This window comes from Janthinobacterium salmonicoloratum (genome assembly GCF_051380845.1).
GTDB classification, from domain to species: domain Bacteria; phylum Pseudomonadota; class Gammaproteobacteria; order Burkholderiales; family Burkholderiaceae_D; genus Janthinobacterium; species Janthinobacterium lividum_F.
Genome location: NZ_JBNYXV010000001.1, coordinates 2,242,065 through 2,263,825, shown reverse-complemented (window position 1 = coordinate 2,263,825; position 21,761 = coordinate 2,242,065). Strand labels below are relative to the sequence as shown.

Annotated in this window: 26 protein-coding genes; 15 read left to right on the top strand and 11 right to left on the bottom strand. The window is 62.8% G+C overall.

The genetic code is table 11. The annotated features are described in order from the left end of the window. Positions 1 to 31: 31 nt before the first annotated feature. From glyQ to miaB, 7 genes are all read right to left on the bottom strand, one after another. Positions 32 to 949: a glycine--tRNA ligase subunit alpha gene (gene glyQ / locus ACQ4WY_RS10490; protein ID WP_034780177.1), complete on the bottom strand. Its 918-nt coding sequence runs from the start codon at positions 947 to 949 to the stop codon at positions 32 to 34. A 147-nt stretch (positions 950 to 1,096) separates the two neighbouring features. Continuing rightward, positions 1,097 to 2,623, bottom strand: coding sequence for an apolipoprotein N-acyltransferase (gene lnt / locus ACQ4WY_RS10485; RefSeq protein ID WP_436503930.1), 1,527 nt, complete (start codon positions 2,621 to 2,623; stop codon positions 1,097 to 1,099). 79 nt (positions 2,624 to 2,702) lie between these two features. After that, complete coding sequence (locus tag ACQ4WY_RS10480) at positions 2,703 to 3,581, bottom strand: CorC family transporter (protein ID WP_436503929.1); 879 nt, start codon at positions 3,579 to 3,581, stop codon at positions 2,703 to 2,705. A gap of 117 nt (positions 3,582 to 3,698) precedes the next feature. Beyond that, entirely contained in the window at positions 3,699 to 4,121 is a 423-nt protein-coding gene (locus ACQ4WY_RS10475) for a DUF4259 domain-containing protein (RefSeq protein ID WP_353660043.1), read from the bottom strand. A 4-nt stretch (positions 4,122 to 4,125) separates the two neighbouring features. Then, positions 4,126 to 4,590: an rRNA maturation RNase YbeY gene (gene ybeY, locus ACQ4WY_RS10470; RefSeq protein WP_353660044.1), complete on the bottom strand. Its 465-nt coding sequence runs from the start codon at positions 4,588 to 4,590 to the stop codon at positions 4,126 to 4,128. Continuing rightward, positions 4,574 to 5,638, bottom strand: a complete 1,065-nt coding sequence (locus tag ACQ4WY_RS10465; RefSeq protein WP_436503928.1) for a PhoH family protein — start codon at positions 5,636 to 5,638, stop codon at positions 4,574 to 4,576. The genes ybeY and ACQ4WY_RS10465 overlap by 17 nt, the downstream gene beginning before the upstream one ends. Further along, entirely contained in the window at positions 5,635 to 7,002 is a 1,368-nt protein-coding gene (miaB, locus tag ACQ4WY_RS10460; RefSeq protein ID WP_436503927.1) for a tRNA (N6-isopentenyl adenosine(37)-C2)-methylthiotransferase MiaB, read from the bottom strand. The genes ACQ4WY_RS10465 and miaB overlap by 4 nt, the downstream gene beginning before the upstream one ends. 663 nt (positions 7,003 to 7,665) lie before the next feature. Between miaB and ACQ4WY_RS10455 the strand changes: the two genes are divergently transcribed. Continuing rightward, a complete protein-coding gene (locus ACQ4WY_RS10455) occupies positions 7,666 to 7,992 on the top strand; it encodes a hypothetical protein (RefSeq protein WP_071322071.1) in 327 nt (108 codons plus the stop codon). Positions 7,993 to 8,147: 155 nt separating this feature from the next. On the opposite strand, the gene ACQ4WY_RS10450 is transcribed toward ACQ4WY_RS10455, so the two are convergent. Beyond that, entirely contained in the window at positions 8,148 to 8,993 is an 846-nt protein-coding gene (locus tag ACQ4WY_RS10450; protein WP_436503925.1) for an HDOD domain-containing protein, read from the bottom strand. Continuing rightward, on the bottom strand, positions 8,990 to 9,328 hold the full coding sequence (locus ACQ4WY_RS10445; RefSeq protein ID WP_436503924.1) for a hypothetical protein: 339 nt from the start codon (positions 9,326 to 9,328) through the stop codon (positions 8,990 to 8,992). The genes ACQ4WY_RS10450 and ACQ4WY_RS10445 overlap by 4 nt, the downstream gene beginning before the upstream one ends. 206 nt (positions 9,329 to 9,534) lie before the next feature. Here ACQ4WY_RS10445 and ACQ4WY_RS10440 point away from each other — a divergent pair, with 206 nt between their 5' ends. The 4 genes from ACQ4WY_RS10440 to ACQ4WY_RS10425 are packed head-to-tail and all read left to right on the top strand — an operon-like array spanning position 9,535 to position 12,280. Further along, positions 9,535 to 11,100: a sensor histidine kinase gene (locus tag ACQ4WY_RS10440; RefSeq protein WP_436504428.1), complete on the top strand. Its 1,566-nt coding sequence runs from the start codon at positions 9,535 to 9,537 to the stop codon at positions 11,098 to 11,100. 15 nt (positions 11,101 to 11,115) lie between these two features. Further along, positions 11,116 to 11,703, top strand: a complete 588-nt coding sequence (locus tag ACQ4WY_RS10435; RefSeq protein WP_436503923.1) for a DUF1697 domain-containing protein — start codon at positions 11,116 to 11,118, stop codon at positions 11,701 to 11,703. After that, positions 11,703 to 12,104, top strand: a complete 402-nt coding sequence (locus ACQ4WY_RS10430; RefSeq protein WP_436503922.1) for a DUF3224 domain-containing protein — start codon at positions 11,703 to 11,705, stop codon at positions 12,102 to 12,104. Before ACQ4WY_RS10435 ends, ACQ4WY_RS10430 begins: the two co-directional genes overlap by 1 nt. Further along, positions 12,101 to 12,280, top strand: a complete 180-nt coding sequence (locus ACQ4WY_RS10425; protein ID WP_099376588.1) for a hypothetical protein — start codon at positions 12,101 to 12,103, stop codon at positions 12,278 to 12,280. Before ACQ4WY_RS10430 ends, ACQ4WY_RS10425 begins: the two co-directional genes overlap by 4 nt. An 83-nt stretch (positions 12,281 to 12,363) precedes the next feature. Here ACQ4WY_RS10425 and ACQ4WY_RS10420 read toward each other — a convergent pair whose 3' ends face one another. Further along, complete coding sequence (locus tag ACQ4WY_RS10420) at positions 12,364 to 12,783, bottom strand: PEP-CTERM sorting domain-containing protein (protein ID WP_436503921.1); 420 nt, start codon at positions 12,781 to 12,783, stop codon at positions 12,364 to 12,366. 331 nt (positions 12,784 to 13,114) lie between these two features. Here ACQ4WY_RS10420 and ACQ4WY_RS10415 point away from each other — a divergent pair, with 331 nt between their 5' ends. Genes ACQ4WY_RS10415 through ACQ4WY_RS10400 form a run of 4 tightly spaced genes read left to right on the top strand, consistent with a single transcriptional unit; the run spans position 13,115 to position 15,243 of the window. Next, on the top strand, positions 13,115 to 13,468 hold the full coding sequence (locus ACQ4WY_RS10415) for an ArsR/SmtB family transcription factor (RefSeq protein ID WP_353660050.1): 354 nt from the start codon (positions 13,115 to 13,117) through the stop codon (positions 13,466 to 13,468). A gap of 8 nt (positions 13,469 to 13,476) precedes the next feature. Then, on the top strand, positions 13,477 to 13,902 hold the full coding sequence (locus tag ACQ4WY_RS10410) for a YeeE/YedE family protein (protein WP_436503920.1): 426 nt from the start codon (positions 13,477 to 13,479) through the stop codon (positions 13,900 to 13,902). Between the two features lie 8 nt (positions 13,903 to 13,910). Then, positions 13,911 to 14,342: a DUF6691 family protein gene (locus tag ACQ4WY_RS10405; RefSeq protein ID WP_436503919.1), complete on the top strand. Its 432-nt coding sequence runs from the start codon at positions 13,911 to 13,913 to the stop codon at positions 14,340 to 14,342. 43 nt (positions 14,343 to 14,385) lie between these two features. After that, positions 14,386 to 15,243, top strand: a complete 858-nt coding sequence (locus tag ACQ4WY_RS10400) for a ChaN family lipoprotein (protein ID WP_436503917.1) — start codon at positions 14,386 to 14,388, stop codon at positions 15,241 to 15,243. A gap of 14 nt (positions 15,244 to 15,257) precedes the next feature. Here the strand turns inward: ACQ4WY_RS10400 and ACQ4WY_RS10395 are convergent, their stop codons facing one another. Next, positions 15,258 to 16,085, bottom strand: coding sequence for an IclR family transcriptional regulator domain-containing protein (locus ACQ4WY_RS10395; protein ID WP_436503916.1), 828 nt, complete (start codon positions 16,083 to 16,085; stop codon positions 15,258 to 15,260). Between the two features lie 166 nt (positions 16,086 to 16,251). Between ACQ4WY_RS10395 and ACQ4WY_RS10390 the strand changes: the two genes are divergently transcribed. The 6 genes from ACQ4WY_RS10390 to ACQ4WY_RS10365 all read left to right on the top strand — a co-directional run bounded on the left by ACQ4WY_RS10390 (position 16,252) and on the right by ACQ4WY_RS10365 (position 21,409). Further along, the gene (locus tag ACQ4WY_RS10390) at positions 16,252 to 16,950 is read left to right on the top strand and encodes a 3-oxoacid CoA-transferase subunit A (protein ID WP_353660054.1); all 699 of its coding nucleotides are present in this window, start codon (positions 16,252 to 16,254) and stop codon (positions 16,948 to 16,950) included. A gap of 10 nt (positions 16,951 to 16,960) precedes the next feature. Continuing rightward, the gene (locus ACQ4WY_RS10385) at positions 16,961 to 17,602 is read left to right on the top strand and encodes a 3-oxoacid CoA-transferase subunit B (protein WP_353660055.1); all 642 of its coding nucleotides are present in this window, start codon (positions 16,961 to 16,963) and stop codon (positions 17,600 to 17,602) included. Positions 17,603 to 17,643: 41 nt separating this feature from the next. Beyond that, complete coding sequence (pcaF, locus tag ACQ4WY_RS10380) at positions 17,644 to 18,846, top strand: 3-oxoadipyl-CoA thiolase (protein ID WP_436503913.1); 1,203 nt, start codon at positions 17,644 to 17,646, stop codon at positions 18,844 to 18,846. Between the two features lie 153 nt (positions 18,847 to 18,999). Further along, positions 19,000 to 20,295: an MFS family transporter gene (locus tag ACQ4WY_RS10375; protein WP_353660057.1), complete on the top strand. Its 1,296-nt coding sequence runs from the start codon at positions 19,000 to 19,002 to the stop codon at positions 20,293 to 20,295. A 76-nt stretch (positions 20,296 to 20,371) separates the two neighbouring features. Next, positions 20,372 to 21,067 (top strand): fumarylacetoacetate hydrolase family protein, encoded by a 696-nt coding sequence (locus tag ACQ4WY_RS10370; RefSeq protein WP_436503912.1) that lies wholly within the window; start codon positions 20,372 to 20,374, stop codon positions 21,065 to 21,067. An 18-nt stretch (positions 21,068 to 21,085) separates the two neighbouring features. Further along, positions 21,086 to 21,409, top strand: coding sequence for a thioredoxin family protein (locus tag ACQ4WY_RS10365; protein ID WP_436503910.1), 324 nt, complete (start codon positions 21,086 to 21,088; stop codon positions 21,407 to 21,409). Positions 21,410 to 21,761 lie beyond the last annotated feature (352 nt).

Below are 21,761 nucleotides of genomic sequence, written 5' to 3'. Positions count from 1 at the left end.
TGTCTGGTACGGCGGTGTATGAGCTAGGCGATCAAGCGGCGGCGGGTTGGTCTGCGGCAGGCAGCATCGGGAAACCGAGGCGCTCGCGCGAGTCGTAATACGCTTGTGCCACCAGGCGCGACAGGGTGCGCACGCGGCCGATGTAGGCAGCGCGTTCCGTCACCGAGATGGCGCCACGCGCATCGAGCATATTGAAGCTGTGCGACGCTTTCATGATCTTTTCGTAGGCGGGCAGGGTCAGTTGCAGCTCGATCAGGCGCTTGGCTTCCGCTTCGTAGTTGCCGAACTGTTCGAACAGCAGGTCCGTATTCGCGTGCTCGAAGTTGTAGGTCGACTGTTCCACCTCGTTCTGGTGGAAGACGTCGCCGTAGGTCAGCTTCTTCGTGACGCCGTTCTCTTCCCACTCGGTCCACACCAGGTCGTACACGTTTTCCACGCCCTGCAGATACATGGCCAGGCGTTCGATGCCGTAGGTGATTTCACCCAGCACGGGCTTGCAATCGAGGCCGCCCACTTGCTGGAAGTAGGTAAATTGGGTCACTTCCATGCCGTTCAGCCAGACTTCCCAGCCCAGGCCCCAGGCGCCCAGGGTCGGGCTTTCCCAGTCGTCTTCGACGAAGCGCACGTCATTCTGCTTCAAGTCCAGGCCCAGTGCGGCCAGCGAACCCAGATACAGGTCGAGGATGTTTTCCGGCGCCGGCTTCAAGACCACCTGGTACTGGTAGTAGTGCTGCATGCGGTTCGGGTTTTCGCCATAGCGGCCATCTTTCGGGCGGCGCGACGGCTGCACATACGCGGCGCGCCACGGTTCCGGGCCGATCGCGCGCAGGAAGGTACCTGTGTGGAAGGTGCCGGCGCCGACTTCCATGTCGTAAGGCTGGAGCAGAGCGCAACCTTGCTTGTCCCAATAGGTTTGCAAGGTCAGGATAATTTGTTGAAATGTGAGCATCGTATGAGTTCGCCGCGCGGGAGCCTGCGCGCTGTAAGGGTTTGCTTGAAGCCCGGGCGCATGCTTGGAAGCGCGTCCGGGCCGGGGTTTTGCTAATTTTAGCGGTTTTTACGGACCCACTGTGACTCTTCGGACAATATCGGCCGCTTATTGCTGCCCGGCGCGGCCACGACGGGCGGCGCGCGACAGCAGGAAGGCCGCCAGCACGGCCAGTGCGGCCATGGCCAGCACCAGTTTGTTGCCATACAGAATGTATGGCGTCATGCCGCCCATGCCCTGCACCTTGGCCGCCAGGGTGGCTTGCTGTTCCGGCGGCAGCAGGCTTTGCACCACGCCCTTGCCGTCGATGACGGCGGTGGCGCCCGTATTCGTCGAGCGCAGCATGGGGCGGCCCGTTTCCAGGCTGCGCATCTGTGAAATCTGCAAATGCTGCGGGATGGCGATCGAGTCGCCAAACCAGGCCAGGTTCGAGATATTCAGCAGCACGGACGCCGACTGCTTGCCATGGCGGTGGGCGCTGGCCAGCTGGCCGGCGATTTCTTCGCCAAACAAGTCTTCGTAGCAGATATTCGGCAACACCAGCTGGTCGCGCACCTGGAGCGGCGCCTGCACCTCGGCGCCACGGCCCATGTCGCCCAGGGGGATGGCCATCATGGCGACAAACCAGTGCAGGCCGGGCGGCACGAATTCACCGAACGGCACCAGATGGTGCTTGCGGTACTGGTAGTACGGTCCCGGCGTGCCGTTGGGCGTGATCCCCAGCGCCGCATTGTAGAAGCGCTGCTGCTCGTCGAGCACGGGCATGCCGACCAGGATCGTGCTGCCCGTCTGCTGCGCGTACGTGCCCAGGCTATCGAGGTAGCCGGGCGGCAGCTGGTGCGGCAGCACGGTGACGGCCGTTTCCGGCGTGGCGATCAGGTCGGCCGGCGCGCTGGTGATGGCGCTCTGGTACATCTGCAAGGCGCCCAGCACGAAGCCGGGATCGAATTTTTGCTGCTGCGGAACATTGCCCTGCAACAGGCGCACCGTGATCGGGCGTCCGACCGGGTGGGTCCAGTTCACGTATTGCAGGCCAACGCCGGCCGCGTACAGCGCGATGACGCCGCCCAGCGCGCTCCAGCGCGTGCGGTGCAGGGGGTGGACTAACAGTAGCAGGGCGCCGGCGGACAGGGCCGCCAGCCAGCCCAGGCCATACGCGCCGACGATGGGGGCAAAGCCGGCCAGCGGGCTCGTATTGTGGGCGTAGCCGGTGGCCAGCCACGGGAAACCCGTAAACAGCCAGCCGCGCGTCCATTCGAACAGGGTCCACGTCGCAGGCAGCACCAGCAGGGTCATGGCGGGCAGGGACAGCACCCAGCGCTGGCGCAGCCAGGCGGCCGCCCCCATGGCCAGGGCCACGTAAATGGCCATCAGCAGGGCCAGCAGGGCCACGGCGATGACCGCCAGCGGCGCGGCCATGTCGCCATAGCGGTGCATGGAGATATACAGCCAGTGCGTGCCGGCCGCGCACCAGCCGAAGCCGTAGGCCCAGCCGATCAACGCGCCGGCCTTGACGTTCGCCGCGCGCAGCACCTGGTAGAACAGCACGCCCAGGCTGAGGATTTGCAAGGGCCAGTAGCCGAAAGGGGCGAACGCCAGCACGGCGACGGCGCCGGCAACGGCAGCAGTCAGCATGCGCGCCCACGTGCTGCGGGGCGGTTTGGCGGGGGCGTTGGGATCTGAGCGTCTGAAACGCATTTACAGCACGCGCATGTCAGAGTTCCAGTTCCGGCACATTGGGCAGGCGCTCGACGAGCAGCACGTGCACCTGGCGCGCATCGGCGCGCAGCACCTCGAAGCGCAGATTGCCCAGGTCGAAAATATCGCCCTTGTGCGCCATGCGGCCCAGGTACTTCGAGACCAGGCCGCCGATGGTGTCGACGTCGTCGTCCACCAGGTGGCTGCCCACTTCGTCGTTGAACTGTTCGATCTCGGTCAGCGCCTTGACACGCCAGCGGGGGCCGAACTGGCCTTCCTTGAGCGAGAGGATATTGTCCTCGGCTTCGTCGAAGTCGTATTCGTCCTCGATATCGCCGACGATCTGTTCCAGCACGTCTTCGATGGTGATCAGGCCGGCGACGCCGCTGTATTCATCGACGACGATGGCCATGTGATTGTGGTTGGCGCGGAAATCGCGCAGCAGCACATTCAGGCGTTTCGATTCGGGGATGAAGATGGCGGGGCGCAGCATGTCGCGCACGTCGAAAGTTTCTTCTGCGTAATAACGCAGCAAGTCTTTCGCCAGCAGGATGCCGATGACCTTGTCGCGCTCGCCTTCGATCGCGGGAAAGCGCGAGTGGGCGGTGGACAGGACTTCCGGCATCCATTCCTCGATCGGCTTGCTGATGTCGATGACATCCATCTGCGAACGGGGAATCATGATGTCGCGAGCACAGAGATCCGATACCTGGAACACGCCTTCGATCATCGACAGGGCGTCGGCGTCGATCAGCTTGCGTTCATGCGCATCGTGTAGAACTTCGAGCAATTCTGCACGGTTCTCTGGCTCGGGGGATATGAGTGCGGTCAGGCGTTCAAACAGTGACCGGTGGGGCTTGACGTCAGTTCTGACGCCACTAGGGTGCTCGGGCATAGGAGGCGTGAGCCGTTGTTGCGAAGGGATATAGGATACACCAAAAGTGGGGGAATACCGGATTTCCCCGCTTTTGATGTAAATTTAATACGTTGAAGTACGCCGTTGCGCGATCTTTTACGCCGCTTCTTGACCCAGCACGCGCGCGCGTAAGGCCGCTACGTCCGCCTGCCAGTCGGCGAAATGCTCGCTGTCCTGCCACAGCTGGCGCAGTTCCGACGCTTCCGCGCCGATCTTGTCGAATGCCAGGCGCGCCTTTTCCAGCAGCGGCGGCGTGACCTTCTTCTTGCAGGCGGCCACCCATTCGTCCACTTCCGCGGTGGCCGGGTCGTCCTCGCCCGGCTTGCCCAAGAGGCGCGCGATCACTTCCAGCGCGGCCAGCGCCTCGGCGGCGAACGGCGCTTCCAGCTCCGCTTCCGTGCTGTCGATGACATTGTCGAGCGTCGTCTCGACCAGTTCGAGGGTTTTATATTCGTGCAAATCCTGCGCCCAATCCATGGCGTAGTCGTTGCCGAAGGCGTCGGTGGCCCAGGTTCCCATGGTCTTACTCCTTGTACGGGTCGGTAATGCCGAGTTTCGCGAGGATTTCCGTTTCCAGGCCCTCCATCTCGGTGGCTTCCTCGTCATCCATGTGGTCGTAGCCCTGCGCATGCAGCACGCCGTGCACGATCAAATGGGCCGTGTGCTCTTCCACGCTCTTCTTTTGTTCTTGCGCTTCCTTTTCCAGCACGTCCGTGCACAGGATGATGTCGGCGCGCGTCGGCTCGTCGTCGCTTAACTCTTCGCCTTCGTTGTAGGCGAACGTCAGCACGTTGGTGGCGTAGTCCTTTTCGCGGTAGTCGCGGTTCAGGCTGCGGCCTTCTTCCGCATCGACGAAGCGGATGGTGAATTCGGCCGGGGCAAACAGGGCCGCCTTGACCCAGCGGCGCACTTTCGGCCGCGTGATCAGGGTTTCCAGACGGGCATCCGGGTATTGCACGGACAGGGACAGTTTATTTTTTTCGGACATTTTTGGCGGCAGCTGGTTTCAATAAGGGGAGTAACTGGGCGGCGTTGGCGCCGGCCGCTTGCGCCGTTTCATAGGCGTCGACGATGCGCGCGACGAGCGGGTGGCGCACCACGTCGGTGCTGTTAAATTGTGTGAAGCCGATGCCGCGTACGTCTTTCAATACGTGCACGGCGTCGATCAGGCCGCTCGTCTGGCTCTTGTGCAGGTCGACTTGCGTCACGTCGCCCGTCACCACGGCCTTGCTGCCAAAGCCGATGCGCGTCAAGAACATCTTCATCTGTTCGACGGTGGTGTTTTGCGCTTCATCGAGGATGACGAAGGCGTGGTTCAGGGTGCGCCCGCGCATGTAGGCCAGCGGGGCGATCTCGATCACCTGTTTTTCGAACAGTTTTTGCGTGCGGTCAAAGCCCAGCAAATCGTACAGCGCGTCGTACAGGGGACGCAGATACGGGTCGACCTTTTGCGCCAGGTCGCCCGGCAGGAAGCCCAGGCGTTCGCCCGCTTCGACGGCGGGGCGCGTCAAAATGATGCGTTTGACGGCGTCGCGTTCGAGCGCGTCGACGGCGCAGGCGACGGCCAGATAGGTTTTACCCGTGCCGGCAGGACCCACGCCGAAGCTGATGTCGTGTTCGAGGATGTCGCGCAGGTAGGCAATCTGGTGCGGGGTGCGTCCGCGCAGGTCGCTGCGGCGGGTTTTCAGCACGGGACTGGCGATGTCCGGTTCGACGAAAGTGCTGATGGGCGCATTGGCGTGGTGTTCCGAGGCGGCGGACAGGCCCGCGCGCTGTTCCACCAGGGCCAGCTGCACTTCTTCCAGCGGCACGACCTTGTTGGCGATGGCGTAGAACTGTTCGAGGATTTCCACGGCGCGTACGGCATTGCTGCCGCCGACGATGAATTTCTCGCCGCGGCGGAAGATCGTCACGTCGAGGGCGGCGGAAATCTGGCGCAGGTTTTCATCGAGTGGTCCGCACAGGTGCGCCAGGCGCGTGTTGTCCAGCGGCTCGGGGATGAAGTAATGCGGCTGTATCGGGGCTTTGGTTTTCAACTGGCTCTTTTCAATGCGGGTGCGCTGGCGACGAGTTCGCCGCGCAGGGTGTAGGAATGGCTTTCGGTGATGCGCACGTCGACCAACTGGCCGACCAGCTGCAGCGCGTCCGGGCCGGCGTCGAAATTGACCACGCGGTTGTTTTCGGTGCGGCCTTGCAGCTCGCGATCAATCGTATCCTTTTTGGAGCGGCCTTCGACGAGGATGGTTTGCACCGTGCCTACCATGGCCAGGCTGTATTTGCGCGTGTTGGCGTCGATGGCCGCCTGAAGCTGCTGCAAACGGGCCAGCTTGACGTCATGCGGCGTATCGTCTGCCAGGCTGGCGGCCGGCGTGCCGGGGCGCTTGCTGAAGATGAAACTGTAGCTGTTGTCGAAGCCGACGTCCGCGATCAGCTTCATCATGGCGTCGAAATCGGCCTGGGTCTCGCCAGGGAAACCGACGATGAAGTCAGACGAAATGGCCATGTTCGGGCGCACGGCGCGAATGCGGCGGATGATGGACTTGTATTCGAGGCCCGTGTAGCCGCGCTTCATGGCGCCGAGGATCTTGTCGGAGCCGTGCTGCGCCGGCAGGTACAGATGGTCGACCAGCTGCGGGATCTTCGCGTAGGCGTCGATCAGGCGCTGCGTGAATTCCTTCGGATGGCTGGTGACGAAGCGCATGCGTTCGATGCCGGGAATGTCGGCCACGTATTCAAGCAGCAGGGCGAAGTCGGCAATGTCTCCGCCTTCCATCGCGCCGCGGTAGGCGTTCACGTTTTGCCCCAGCAGGGTGATTTCCTTGACGCCCTGGGCGGCCAGGCCCGCCACTTCCGTCAGCACGTCCTCGAAGCGGCGCGACACTTCCTCGCCGCGCGTGTAGGGCACGACGCAGTAGCTGCAGTATTTGCTGCAGCCTTCCATGATGGAGACGAACGCCGAAGCGCCTTCCACCTTGGCCGGCGGCATGTGGTCGAACTTTTCGATTTCCGGGAAGCTGATGTCCACCTGCGAGGCGCCGCTCGCACGGCGCAGTTCGATCATTTGCGGCAGGCGGTGCAGGGTTTGCGGGCCGAAGACCATGTCGACATACGGCGCGCGCTTGACGATGGCGTCGCCTTCCTGCGACGCCACGCAGCCGCCCACGCCGATCAAGAGGTGCGGCTTGGCCAGTTTCAGCTCGCGCAAACGGCCCAGGTCGGAAAACACTTTTTCCTGTGCCTTTTCGCGCACGGAGCAAGTGTTGAGCAGGATCACATCGGCATCTTCCGGCGTGTCGGTGCGCACCAGGCCATCGGAAGCGCCCAGCACGTCGGCCATCTTGTCCGAGTCGTACTCGTTCATTTGGCAGCCGAAGGTTTTAATGAATACTTTTTTCTGCATGGAGTCGGGTGCTTATCGGTAAATGTGGCGGCAAATAAGTGTGGCAAATGAGTGTGGCGGAAAATAAGCTGGGCAGGGGGCTTGCGCTGTGCGCCGCTCGGGGGGCGGCGGTGGATGACCGACCGGGCGCCTCTGGCTTCCCGCTGGCAGGCGCGCTGCAAGTTCTGGCCATAGTTTAGCGTAAATCGCCGGGGCGGGCCATGTTGTGCTTACCTTGCCGACAAGGTTGTCGCCTGCTTATGCCGCTATCTGTCGTGATGCTCAAAAGTATTTATTGCCGTACGACACCATTGATTTGTAACAAGTTGCTGCAAAGCCTTGTGCGCGCGCGCTGGCATCCTAATGTGTTGAAATGGCATCGTTGCCAAGCCAACTAGCAGCTTGATTGATATTTAACAATCAGGAAGTTTGCGCGAGGCGCAGATGCGGCGTGTTTGGGCTAGTATATTGTCTTATATGCAATTCATGTCGGCGAATTGCACGTGCTTTTACTCACGCGGCAAGTTGCGTATGTTGGCTGGGCGTGGCTGTGCGAGTCCTGTGCAGGCAGTGCGATAAGAGGGGAGGGCTGAATAAGTTGGAAAGACGTTTATTTGAACACTCTAAGCCAGCCTTAAGTTCGTATCGGCATTATTTTCTACATTCACCAGACGAGGAAAAATCATGGCACATCATGCATTAGCATCGCAAGAGACTTACAACCCGAATCACCTGCTGGATATTCTGCTGAGCAAGATGCAGCTGAAAAACGATGCGGCCCTGTCGCGTCTGCTCGAAGTGGCGCCACCCGTCATCAGCAAGATTCGCCACCACCGCTTGCCGGTCGGCGCCTCGCTGCTGATCCGCATGCACGAAGTGACGGGCATGAGCATCCGTGACTTGCGTGACTTGATGGGCGACCGCCGCACCAAGTATCGTCTGTCTGACGCCCAGGGCCGTCCAAAAGCGGAAGACCGCGGCGATGCGCAAGAATCGAATTACGCGCACTGATGTGGTGGTTGTACGCTGACTGTGCCGCTTGCGTAGCTGCTGGCGGCAACAGGCTGGCGTGGACCGGGCAGCATGGACCGGGTAACATGGATACATTGCAGCACTCCTGACGGCTTTCGCTACGCAGCGAGAGCCGTTTGCGTTTGCGGCAGTGCTTAGCTCAGCAGTGCCGAGGTGATTTCGTCGTAGCGCAGTTCCGTTTCGCGGAACAGTTGCAGATACGTGTCTTCACCCAGGCCCAGCACATCCCAGGCCACCGGCGAGACGCGCGGCACCATGTCGTCGCCCGCCTGCGCCAGGTCGAGCGCGCAAACAAGCGCGTTGGCCACGTGGATCAGCGACGCGAGGAAGCCTGCCCCCGGCGTTTCCGGCTGCAGGTAATTGGCCAGCGCCAGGCGCATGGTGTCGGAAAAATTCCAGTGTTCGGCCAGTGCCACGCCTGCCTGCACGTGATCCACGCCCAGCACGGTTTGCTCCGCTTCGAGCAGGCTGCAATCGTGCGCGGCCTGGTGCGCGATGACTTGCGCATAGTGCGCGGGAAAGCTGCTGACCAGCACCAGGCGGCCGATGTTATGCAGCAAGCCGGCCGTGAAGGCGTAATCCTGGTTGAATCGGATCTGCCGCGCCAGCACCTTGGCGCAGGCGGCCGTCGCCACCGAATGGCGCCAGAAGGCCTTGTCGTCGAAGCCGGGGCAGCGTCCTTCCGGGAAGCAGCCCGTGATGGCGGCCGACGTGATCAGGCTGCGTGTGGTCTGGAATCCCAGGTAAGTGATCGCCTGCTGGATGGTGGTGGCCTTCACTTGCAAGCCATATTGCGACGAGTTGGCCAGGCGCAGGGTTTTTGCCGTCAACGCCTGGTCGTATGACACTTTTTTGGCCAGCACGGAAATATCGACATCTTCCTGGTCGATGCTATTCAACAGTTCCATGACGACGGCGGGCAGCGAAGGCAAGTCATCGAGGTGGGCGACGATATCGTCGAGTGTCAGCTGGGTGCTCATGCGGCCTCTCCCGTACCCAGGCGGTAAGCCGTGACATAGTTGCGCAGCAAGGTCGTGGCCGCGTCCAGAGGATCGTCCGGGTCGTGCTTGCGGAACAGATAGGCCAGCCGTTCGCTATCGGCCGCCTGTTGCGCGGCGATTTCTTCTGGTGACGGTGGCGGCGCCTGAATCGGCAGCATGTCGATGCCGTGGCGCGGCATCAGGGCCAGCATGTTTTCCGTCAATACCGCGCCTTGCGGCAACAGCACTTGTCCATGCGCATCGAGCAAGACATCCGACAAGACCATGCCGGGACGAACTTGTTCCAGGGGTAGATGTTGATGCATGACCGCCATGACGACTCCTTAGATGATTGCGGGATATTACCATTGCCATGACGCAATGTCTCAACCTGTATCAAGGCCCCTGTGGAAAATAGGGCTGCTGTAAATCTTGCCATTAAGCATGTCATACCGTACATTTGATTCAGGCTGTTGTCCGCTGACGTCTCTGCGCCCGCGCCGCGGGCCGGCGGCCGGCCTGGCCCGGGGAGTATTGATTGATGGTGAGTATCAAAGTCCGGCTGACCTTGCTTTTTGTCGTGATCGTCACCCTGGTGCTGGGCATTTCGGGTACCTACACCCAATATACACTGAGCCAGGAACTCGAATCGGGCAGTGCGCGCCTGCGCAGCGGCGTGCTCACGCGCTTGCAGACCAGTTTGCCTTCGGCCCTGTGGGACCTCGATAAATCCAAGGTCGACAGCATCGTCGCGGCCGAAATGCTGCCGCCGGAACTGGTCGGCATCCGCGTCTACGACGCCTCGGTCGGCCTGTTTGCGGGCGAAGTGCGCGACGCGTCCGGCACTCTCGCGCCGCTGACTGCCGACGTGGCCATGGGTGGCACGCCCGTCGAGGCGCCACTGGTATTTCGCGATGCCGTGGCCGCGGCCACGGGCGGCAAGCCGGTGATCGTCGGCAAGGTCATCGTCAATTTCAGCCGCGCGCAGATCGATGCGGCCCTGCGCGGCGAAGTGCGGCGCAAGGTGCTGGAAGTGTTGCTGCTTGACATCATTTTGGTGGGCGCCCTGGCGCTGAGCCTGCGTATCGTTTTCGACCCCTTGAAGCAGTTGCGCGACGGCTTGTTCGACCTGGCCACGCGCGGCAGCGATGACGTCGAAGAGCTGCCGGAAAACCGGCGCGACGAACTGGGCGACGTGATCCGCGGCTTCAATGCCGTGCAGCGCAAGCTCAAGTCCATCATCGAGGGCAGCCGCGAGGCGGAAGACATGGCGCGCCGCTCGCAGCAGGAGACGGCGCAGGCCATGGACGAGCTGCGCCGCGCGCAGGAATCGTTGCTGCAGTCGGAACGCCTGGCCTCGCTGGGCAGCCTGGTGGCGGGGGTGGCGCATGAAATCAACACCCCGGTCGGCATCGCGCTGACCAGCGCCTCGGTGCTGAAGGAAGCCACCGATCACATCAGCGCGGCGGTGGCTGGCGGCGGCGTAAAGAAGACCGATATCGTGCGCTACCTGGAAACGGCCGGCGAGAGCGCGCGGCTGATCATGAACAATGCCTATCGCGCCGCGCACCTGATCCATAGCTTCAAGCAGATCGCCGTCGACCAGGTCAGCGAGGCGCGCCGTTTGTTCGAATTGCGCGACTATATCGGTGAAGTGATCTCGAGCCTGCAACCGACCCTGAAAAAGACGCGCATCCGCATCGATATCGATTGTCCGCCTGACATCATGCTCGACAGCTATCCGGGCGCGCTGGCGCAGGTGTTGACCAACCTGGTGTTGAACTGTGTCGAGCACGCCTTCGATGCGGACACGGCCGGCAATATCCATATCGGCGTGCGCCGCGACGGCGACGCGATCGCCATGCAGGTGCGCGACAACGGCCGCGGCATCGCGCCCGACATGCTCGACCGCGTGTTCGATCCGTTTGTCACCACGCGGCGCGGGCAGGGCGGCACGGGACTGGGCTTGAATATCGTGTTCAACTTGATTGCCAAGCAGTTTGGCGGCACCATCACGGTCAGCAGCATCTTGGGCCAGGGCGCGACGTTCCTGTTGCGCCTGCCCACGGTGACGCCTTTGCCGGAAAGCACCAGCAGCCCGGCATAGGCAAGGAGAAGAGACATGGCACAGCTAAAAGATAGTCAGCAAGTGGCGCTTTTGCGCGGGATCAATGTGGGCCGCGCCAAGCGCGTGGCCATGGCCGACTTGCGCAAGCTGCTGGGCGACCTGGGTTTTGCGCAGGTGCGCACTGTACTCAACAGCGGCAACGTCGTGTATGACGGCGGCAAGGTGGCGCCGGCCGATGCCGCTGCCCGCATCGAGGAAGCACTGGTGCTGAAATTGGGCGTGGCGGCCAGGGTGACGGTGCTGTCGGCCAGCCAGTTTGCCGAACTGATCGAACAAAACCCCCTGGCGCCCGCGGCCGATGCGGCCCGTCTGCTGACCTTGGTACTGAACAATCCGGCCGATGTCCAGCGCCTGGCGCCGCTCTTGCAGCGGCCGTGGCAGCCGGAAGCGCTGGCCTTGGGGCGATGGGCTGCGTATGCCTGGTGTCCCGATGGCGTGCTGGCCAGCAAGGTGGTGGCGGCGCTGGGCGTGCTGCTGGGCGATGGCGTCACCTCGCGCAACTGGGCGACCATGCAAAAATTACATGCGCTGCTGAACGGGCCGGATGCGGCAGCCACATCCTCATTTTCCAAGGAGCACTGATGCCTTCCATTACCGGTACTTTCGACGTCACCATCACCCCGGAAACCTTGTCGGACACGGCCGCGCAATCGGGGCTGGGACGCCTGTCGCTAGCCAAGCGCTACCACGGCGCCCTCGACGCCAGCGCGCAGGGCGAGATGCTCAGCGTGCGCGCCGCCGTGGCCGGCTCGGCGGGCTATGTGGCGCTGGAGCGGGTGGAAGGCAGCCTGGACGGGCGTCACGGCAGTTTTTATTTGCAGCACAGCGGCAGCATGACGCGCGGCGCGCCCGCCTTGTCAGTGACGGTGGTGCCCGATACGGGGACGCAGCAGTTGCAAGGGTTGTCGGGTAGCCTGCTCATCCGCATCGAAGGCGGCAAGCATTATTATGATTTCACGTATGAGATTGCTGAAGCGCCATGAACTGGGATATCGTCAAGGGGGTGCTGATCCTGCTGGTCGCCGTCAGCGCCCTGGGCACGGCCTTCGTGCTCATTTCCGCCTCGGGCACGGACAAGGCGGCCTGCATCGCGCGCGCCCTGAAGTCAGGCATTCCTGTCGGTAATATCGAAAGAGTTTGCCGCCTGCTGGACAAGTGAGCATAGACAGGCAAGGCAGCCAAAAAAATTCCGCGCAAGGCGGAATTTTTTTTAACGCAGCGGCATCGGCCACCGAAATAAGCTCAGCTATCGAATTTTTCCTGTTTTTCACCGTGCATGCTAAAGGCCAGCAAGCCCAGTCCCACCAGCAGCATCGAGACCATGCTCGCTTCGGGCACGGGCGGCGGCACGTTCGCGTGCTGTACGGCAGGGGTGTTGGTGGCGGTGGGCGGCGGCAGTGCGCCCTGGCGCACACCGGCGCTGCGCCAGCGTGGGGGCGCATTGAGCGTCGTGCTCTGCGCCAGCAGGCGCGCATACGGCAAGTCCGGTGTTTCCCAGCCGGGATTGTCCGCAGTGTTATTGAAGCCGAAACTGTCGTCGCTCACGACTTGGGCGTGTATTGCATGCGGGTTGCCTGGCGTGTCAGCGCCGGTTGCCACCGCATTCCCTGTACTGGCCGACAGTGTCAGCATGGTCATGCATAGCGACTGAAGTATCTTCATCTTTGACTCCCTGGTTCACCGTGCAGCGCGGCCGAAACCGGCCTGCGCTTGGACGGACAATGCGCCTGTACGGGGGCGTATCACGATTTTTCTGAAGAGATATTATTACATCACAAATCGTGGCAATTTTGCTACGTATATTTGCTTTAAATTACGAATATTTATCATTTTGATAGCGCGAAGGCTATCGCTGCCTCACACTTGGCATGAGTACGCTATCGCTGAAAAACACTGTTGTTTTTTTGTGCGAATCGCCAGCAGGAAAACAATATATTGATTAGTATATTGTTTATCGCACGATGATCAATATGACCGCCTGTGGGAGGGCAAGATGGAGACAGTTGCACCACAACACGCCGAATACAAGCTCGATGCCATGCGTGGCTCGGCCTACAAGGCCAGCTCGCTGCTCAAGGCCATGGGCAATGCCGACCGTTTGATGCTGCTGTGCCAGCTATCACAGGGCGAGCATTGCGTCAGCGACCTCGAACAAAAAGTAGGCATCGGCCAGCCGACCCTGTCGCAGCAGCTGGGCGTGCTGCGCGAAGAGATGCTGGTGGCCACGCGGCGCGATGGCAAGCAGATCTATTACCGCGTCGCCAGCGCGCCCGTGCTGGCCGTGCTGCAAGTGCTGTACGCGCAATTTTGCGCGCCGCGCGCCCCGTTCAACGACGAAGCGGACTGACCCCTGCCATGAGCATAGCTTGGCAGCACTTCACGCCGTGGGCCTCGCTGGCCGGCGGCATGCTGATCGGCCTGGCGGCTGCCCTGCTGATTTTGTTCAATGGGCGCATCGCCGGCATCAGCGGCATCCTCGGCGGCCTGCTGCGCCCGCGCAGTGGCGATCTGGGCTGGCGCATTGCGTTTCTTGCCGGCCTGGTCGGCACGCCTTTGCTGTACCAGGTGTGGCAAACCTTGCCGCCCGTGCAGATCGACGCGGGCACGCCCGCTTTGATCGTGGCGGGCCTGCTGGTGGGCGTGGGCGTGCGCTATGGCGCCGGCTGCACCAGCGGCCACGGCGTATGCGGCCTGTCGCGCCTGTCTCCCCGTTCACTGGCGGCCACTTGTGCCTTCATGGCGGCCGGTTTCTTCACCGTCTATCTGTTGCGCCATCTGTGAGCAAGCTTATGAGCAAGCTGATCCTTTCCCTGTTGAGCGGCCTCGTCTTTGGCCTGGGCCTGATCGTCTCCGGCATGGGCAATCCGGCCAAGGTGCTCGGTTTCCTCGACCTGGCCGGCGCCTGGGATCCATCGCTGGCGCTGGTGATGGGCGGCGCCATCGGCGTGGCCCTGCCGGCCTTCTGGCTGGCGCGGCGGCGCAGCACGGCGCTGCTGGGCGAGCCCATGCAATTGCCGGCGGCGCGGCGCATCGACCGGCGCTTGCTGCTGGGTAGCCTGGCCTTTGGCGCGGGCTGGGGCATCGCCGGTTTCTGTCCCGGCCCCGCCCTCGTGTCCCTGCTGGCGGGCCAGCCGAAGGCCTGGATGTTTGTCGGCGCCATGCTGGCCGGCATGGCCCTGTTTGAAGTACTGGAGCACCGCAAGCTGCCGGCGCCAGCCTGAGACGGTACAATCTGGCGCATCGCCACTTTGGATACCCGCTTACATGAAGACCGTGATTTTCCGTGCCGGCGCGCGCGCCGCCCTACTGTGCAGCGTGCTCGCGCTGGCCGCCTGCGCCAGCTTGCTGAAGAAGGAAGCGCCGCCCGCTCCCGTGCCCGTGGCCGACGCCTTGCCCAATCCGCAAGTGTTGCTGCTGGGCGAAGTCCATGATAATGCGCAAGGCCAGCGCCTGCGCGTCGAGGAATTGCGCCGCCGCCTGGCGGCCGGCTGGCGTCCCGTGATTGTCATGGAACAGTTCGACCGCGAAAACCAGGCCTTGCTGACGCGCGCCGCGCGCGATTGCGCCGACCCCGATTGCATCATCCGCGTGATGGAGCAGCCGCGCTGGGACTGGAGCTTGTACCGGCCCGTGCTGGACCTCGTCATCAGCTACCAGCTGAGTCTGGTCGCTGGCAACCTGTCGCCGGCCGATGCCTCACGCATCGTGCGCGACGGCATCCAATGGGCGATGCCGCCCGCCATGGTGGCCACGTATCTGGCCGCGCCCGTGCCGGCCGATATCCTGGACGGGCAAGAGAAGGAAGTCCAGGCGGCCCGCTGCAATATGCTGTCCGACATGATGATCAAAGGTGTCGTCAACGCCCAGGTGGCGCGCGATATCTGGATGGCCAAGCTGATCCGCGACCAGGCGCCGCGCGATGTGGTGCTGATCGCCGGCAATGAGCATGTGCGCAAGGATATCGGCGTGCCCCGCTGGCTGAAGCTGGCCGACCCGCAACTGAACGTGCGCAGCATCGGCTACCTGGAGCAGGGCGGCAGCGGTTACAAGGGCACGTTTGACTTGACGCAAACGATGCCGGCGCAGCCGCGCCCGGACCCGTGCGCGAAGTTTAAGAAATAAGGTTCAAGAAATAATCACTGCTGCACCCGCACCAGGGCGCTGACCCGGCTTGCCGTATCGAGCAGTTTCGGCAGGCTGTGTTCCAGCAGGTGCGCCACGGACGGCCCCGCCGTCTGGCCGCTGACATTGATCGCCGCCACCACCTTGCCAGCCCGGTCGAACACTGGCGCGGCCAGGGCGATCAAGCCCTGTTCAAGCTCTTCCTGCACCAGGCACCAGCCCTGGCGCCGCACTTGCGCAATCTCTTCCATCAAGACTTCGATATCAACCTTGGTCGCCGGCGTGATTTTCAGCAGCGCCATCTTCGACAGCCGTTCGCGCAGCACGTCGGGCGCCAGGCCGGACAGCAATACCCTGCCCATCGAAGTGCAGTAGGCGGGCAGGCGGCTGCCGATGCCCAGGTTGATCGACATGGTGCGGTGCGCGGACAGGCGCACGACATACACGATGTCGTCGCCGTCGAGCACGGTGGCCGAGCACGACTGGCGCAAGGTCTGCATCAATTCTTCCAGCAGCGGCTGCGCCTGCGTCCACACGGGCAAGGACGACAGATAGGCGTAACCGAGGTCGAGCACCTTGGGCGTCAGGCGGAACAGGCGCCCGTCCGCTTCCACATAACCGAGATGCAGCAAGGTGAGCAAGATGCGCCGCGCGCCCGCGCGCGTCAGCTGCGCCCGATCCGCCACTTCGCTCAGGGTCTGTTGCGGCGCGTCGGCGCCAAAGCTGCGCAGCACGGCCAGGCCCCGCGCGAACGATTGCACATAGCTGTCGCCGGGACGGGGCGCGCCGTCGGCTTCCAGGGTTTCTTCGGCGGAAAGGGACGTGCTGCTGCGTGCGGTCATGGCAATTCCAATGGGTCAAGGTGGCAATTATAGCCATGGTGCCGGCGAAAACGGCAAATTGACAAGCGCCCCGATCAGGCATATTCTCACGAATAAGTTCTAAATACGAATATTTGTTCTTTATGCGAACAAATGGTTGATGAGTTTGATTTGGAGGAGACAGGCAATGATCGACAAATTGCGTTCCAGCGTCCTAGAGGCGCTGGCCGATATCCACGATGGCGCCACCGTCATGATTGGCGGCTTCGGCGGCGCGGGCCAGCCGGCCGAGCTGATCGACGGCTTGATCGCCCAGGGCGCGCGCGACCTCGTCATCGTCAATAACAACGCGGGCAATGGCGATACGGGCCTGGCCGCCCTGTTGAAAAACGGGCAAGTGCGCAAGATCATCTGCTCCTTCCCCCGCCAGGCCGATTCCCACGTTTTTGATGCGTTGTACCGCGCGGGCAAGCTGGAACTGGAACTGGTGCCGCAGGGGAATCTGGCCGAGCGCATCCGCGCCGCCGGCGCCGGCATCGGCGGCTTTTTTACGCCCACCGGCTATGGCACGGACTTGGCCAAGGGCAAGGAAACGCGCGAGATCGATGGCCGCATGTATGTGTTCGAGTCGCCGATCCACGCCGATTTCGCGCTGATCAAGGCGGAGCAGGGCGACCGCTGGGGCAACCTGACCTACCGCAAGACGGCGCGCAATTTCGGCCCCATCATGGCCATGGCCGCGAAAGTCAGCATTGCTTCCGTGCATGAAGTTGCCGAACTGGGCAGCATCGATCCCGAGCACGTCATCACGCCGGGCCTGTTCGTGCAGCGCCTCGTGCAAGTGCCGCGCACGGCCACCGGCCCCGCCGGCTTCAAAGCTGCCTGAGGAGTATCAAATGCATAAATGGAATCGAGATCAAATGGCAGCCCGCGTGGCGGCCGACATTCATGAGGGTGCCGTCGTCAACCTGGGTATCGGCTTGCCGACCCTGGTGGCGAATCACTTGCCGGCTGGCGCCGACATCATCCTGCACAGCGAAAATGGCGTGATCGGCATGGGCCCCGCGCCCGCGCCGGGCGAGGAAGATTACGACCTGATCAACGCGGGCAAGCAGCCCGTCACCCTGCTGGCGGGCGGCAGCTATTTTCATCATGCCGACAGCTTCGCCATGATGCGCGGCGGCCACCTGGACATCTGCGTGCTGGGTGCTTTTCAAGTGTCCGCCACGGGCGACCTGGCCAACTGGCACACGGGAGCGCCGGACGCCATCCCCGCCGTGGGCGGGGCCATGGACCTGGCCATCGGCGCGAAAAAAACCTGGGTCATGATGGAATTGCTGACCAAGACAGGTGAAAGCAAGCTGGTGCAGGCGTGCAGCTACCCGCTCACGGGCATTGCTTGTGTCAGCCGCATTTACAGCGACCTGGCCGTGCTCGATCTGGGGCCAAACGGCGCCACGGTGGTCGAACTGGCCGATGGCTTAAGTTTTGAACAGCTGCAAGCCTTGACGGCCGTGCCGCTGACGGACGGACGTTAATTCACGATCAATACGCAAACCACTTTCTTGGAGGAAAGAACATGACTCACGCTTATATCTGCGACGCCCAGCGCACGCCATTCGGCCGCTATGGCGGCGGCCTGTCCGGCGTGCGCGCCGACGACCTGGGCGCTGTGCCCATCCGTGCCTTGATGGCGCGCAACCCGAACGTGGACTGGACCGCCGTCACGGACGTGCTGTACGGCTGCGCCAACCAGGCGGGCGAAGACAACCGCAACGTGGCGCGCATGGCCGCGCTGCTGGCCGGCTTGCCCGACAGCGTGCCGGGCGCCACCCTGAACCGGCTGTGCGGCTCGGGCCTGGACGCCATCGGCAGCGCCGCGCGCTTCATCAAGAGCGGCGAAGCGGGCTTGCTGATCGCCGGCGGCGTGGAAAGCATGAGCCGCGCACCGTTTGTCATGGGCAAGGCGGACAGCGCCTTTTCGCGCGGCATGAAAATGGAAGACACGACCATCGGCTGGCGTTTCATCAATCCCTTGATGAAGGCGCAGTACGGCGTCGACTCGATGCCGGAAACGGCGGAAAACGTGGCCGTCGAGTTTGGTATCAGCCGCGCTGACCAGGATGCGTTCGCGTTAACCAGCCAGGTAAAAGCGCTGGCGGCGCAGCAGGCGGGCGTGTTCGACAGTGAAATCTGTCCCGTCAGCATCGCGCAAAAGAAGGGCGAACCCCTCATCGTTGCCCGCGACGAGCATCCGCGCGCCACCACGCTGGACACCCTGGGCAAATTGAAACCCGTCGTGCGCGCGGACGGCACGATTACTGCCGGCAACGCGTCCGGCGTCAACGATGGCGCGGCTGCGCTGCTGCTGGCCGATGAAGCGAACGCGGCCCGTTTTGGCCTGACGCCGCGCGCCCGCGTCGTGGCCATGGCGACGGCCGGCGTGGCGCCGCGCATCATGGGCATCGGCCCCGCGCCCGCCACCCTGAAAGTGCTGGCCATGACGGGTTTGACTCTTGCCGACTTCGACGTCATCGAACTGAACGAAGCATTTGCCGCGCAGGGCCTGGCCGTGCTGCGCCAGCTGGGCTTGCGCGATGACGACCCGCGCGTCAACCCGAACGGCGGCGCCATTGCCCTGGGCCATCCGCTGGGCGCCTCTGGCGCGCGCCTGGCCATGACGGCCGTCAACCAGCTGCACCGCACGGGCGGACGCTATGCGCTGTGTACCATGTGCATCGGCGTGGGGCAGGGTATTGCGCTGGTGCTGGAACGGGTCTGATTCCACGCGCCCGCAGGCGAAAAAAAGTTGCCGGCAGTACGTATTAACGCGTATGCCGGGCACCTTTTTGCCCCTGGTCAAGGGCGTATGATGCAAAACCGGCCCGGGCAACGGGGCTGGCGTTGGCTTTTTCACACGAACAAGAAGATTGATATGACATCCCACGATACTCCGCATGACGTTGCGCAGCTGACTTCCCAGCAGCGCATCAAGGCCATCATTGGCGCTTCCTCCGGTAACCTGGTCGAATGGTTCGACTTCTACATTTACTCGTTCTGCGCGCTGTACTTTTCGCACGCTTTTTTCCCTTCCGGTAACCCCACCACCCAGTTGTTGCAGACGGCCGGCATCTTTGCCGCCGGTTTCCTCATGCGCCCGGTGGGCGGCTGGCTGTTCGGCCGCATCGCCGACAAATACGGCCGGCGCCAGTCGATGATGATTTCCGTGCTGATGATGTGCGGCGGTTCTTTGATGATCGCCGTGCTGCCCACGTACGAAACCATCGGCGCCTTCGCCCCGTTCCTGTTGCTGGTGGCGCGGCTGTTCCAGGGCCTGTCTGTCGGTGGCGAATACGGTACCAGCGCCACTTACATGAGTGAAGTGTCGGAATCGGGCAAGCGCGGTTTCTTTGCCTCGTTCCAGTACGTGACCCTGATCGGCGGCCAGCTGCTGGCCTTGCTGGTGCTGGTGGTCTTGCAACAATTGCTGACGCTGGAAGAATTGCGTGCCTGGGGCTGGCGCATCCCGTTCGTCTTCGGCGCCCTGGCGGCCCTGGTGTCGCTGAACCTGCGTAAATCCCTGACGGAAACGACCACCGCCAGCGAGCGCAAGGACAAGGACGCGGGCAGCCTGCGCGGCTTGCTCAAGCACAAGCGCGCCTTCGTCACCGTGCTGGGCTTTACGGCCGGCGGCTCGCTCGTGTTCTACACGTTTACCACCTACATGCAGAAATACCTGGTCAACACGGCCGGCATGGATACCAAGACGGCCAGCGCCGTCATGACCTGCGCCTTGCTGGTGTACATGATTCTGCAACCGGTGTTCGGCGCCCTGTCCGACCGCATCGGCCGCCGCACGTCGATGCTGTTCTTCGGCGGCCTGGCCACCCTGTGCGTGCTGCCGATCATGCATGCCTTGAAGGACATCACCAGCCCGTACGCGGCGTTTGGCCTGATCATCATCGCGCTGGCCATCATCAGTTTCTACACCTCGATCAGCGGCTTGATCAAGGCGGAAATGTTCCCCGTCGAAGTGCGCGCGCTGGGCGTGGGCCTGTCGTATGCGGTTGCCAACGCCATGTTCGGCGGTTCGGCCGAATACGTGGCGCTGCAGTTCAAGGCCTGGCACGTGGAAGAGTACTTCTATTGGTACGTGACCATCATGTGCCTGATTTCCTTCATCGTCGCCATCCGCATGCCGGACCCGAGCCGCTCGGGCCTGCTGAAGTAACGTTGTCGTAAAATAGGGGGCATCGAGGTGCCCCTTTTTTATACCCGCCTTTTTATCGTGCCGATCAGGAGTCTTCATGTCGTATGTCATTCCCGCACCGATCCAGCCCAGCGTTCCCGTCACCGGCAGCGTTGATACTTTCCCGGTCCACCGCATTTATTGCGTGGGCCGCAACTATGTCGACCATGCCAAGGAAATGGGCCACACGGGCCGCGAGGCACCGTTTTTCTTCATGAAACCAGCCGACGCCGTGCTGCCCGTGGCTGCCGGCACGACGGGCGAACTGCCATATCCGGCGCAAACGCAGGATTTCCAGCACGAGATGGAACTGGTGGTAGCCATCGGCAAGGGCGGCAGCGACATCGGCGTGGCCGATGCGCTGAGCCACGTCTGGGGTTATGCGATAGGCCTGGACATGACGCGCCGCGACGTGCAGGGCGCAGCGAAAAAGCAGGGGCGTCCGTGGGAGACGGGCAAGGCATTCGAGCACTCGGCGCCCATCGGCCCCATCACCCCGGCCGCGCAGGCGGGCGACGTCAGCCATGCCACCATTACCTTGCACGTGAATGGTGAGCTGCGCCAGGGCAGCACCATCGACATGCTGATCTGGAACGTGGCCGAAACCATCGCCGACCTGTCGACCTACTTTAGCTTGCAGCCAGGCGACCTGATTTACACGGGCACGCCGGCCGGCGTGGCGGCCGTGCAGCGCGGCGACGAGCTGGTGGGGGCCATCGATGGCCTGGGCACCTTGCGCATGAAAGTGGTCTAAGCTGTCAAGGAGGCTGGCATGATGAACGACACCTATTCCGTAGCCCAACCGGCGCGCGCCGAGATCGATGCCTTGACGGGGCCGGCCCTGCTGGAATTTGGCACGGGCTGGTGCGGCCACTGCCGCGCCACCCAAGCGCCGCTGGCCGCCGCCTTTGCGCAGCACCCCGGGGTGCCTCACTTGCGCGTGGAAGACGGCCCCGGCCGCGCGCTCGGGCGTTCATTCCGGGTGAAACTGTGGCCGACCCTGATTTTTTTGAAAGATGGCCAGGAAGTGGCGCGCCTCGTGCGCCCGCTCGACAGCGCGGAGATCGCCAGGGCGTTTGCCCTGATTGAGACGTAACTGGCCTGCATTATCTTGCCGCAGTGCACCACTGCGCGTATGATAAGCCGCTTACAGCAAGATCAACCGCATCCTTCGGGATGCAGGCGCGATCATCGCCGGCCCGCTCCACCCGGAGGGGCCGCAGGCAAGGATTCACCACAAATGACCGATGCCGTGATGCCGACGCGCGGGTCTGGTACGGAATGCCTGGCGATACGCCGGGCCTGATACACGTCGCCCATCCCCTGACGCCTTTCCTGCCGTGCCCCGGGTAACCGGATGGCGCACGACCGTTGTTTCTCTAAATCAGCACTGATCACAGCGCGTTAGCGCACGTTGCCGGCAGTTCGCTACGGCAACAAAAACCGTT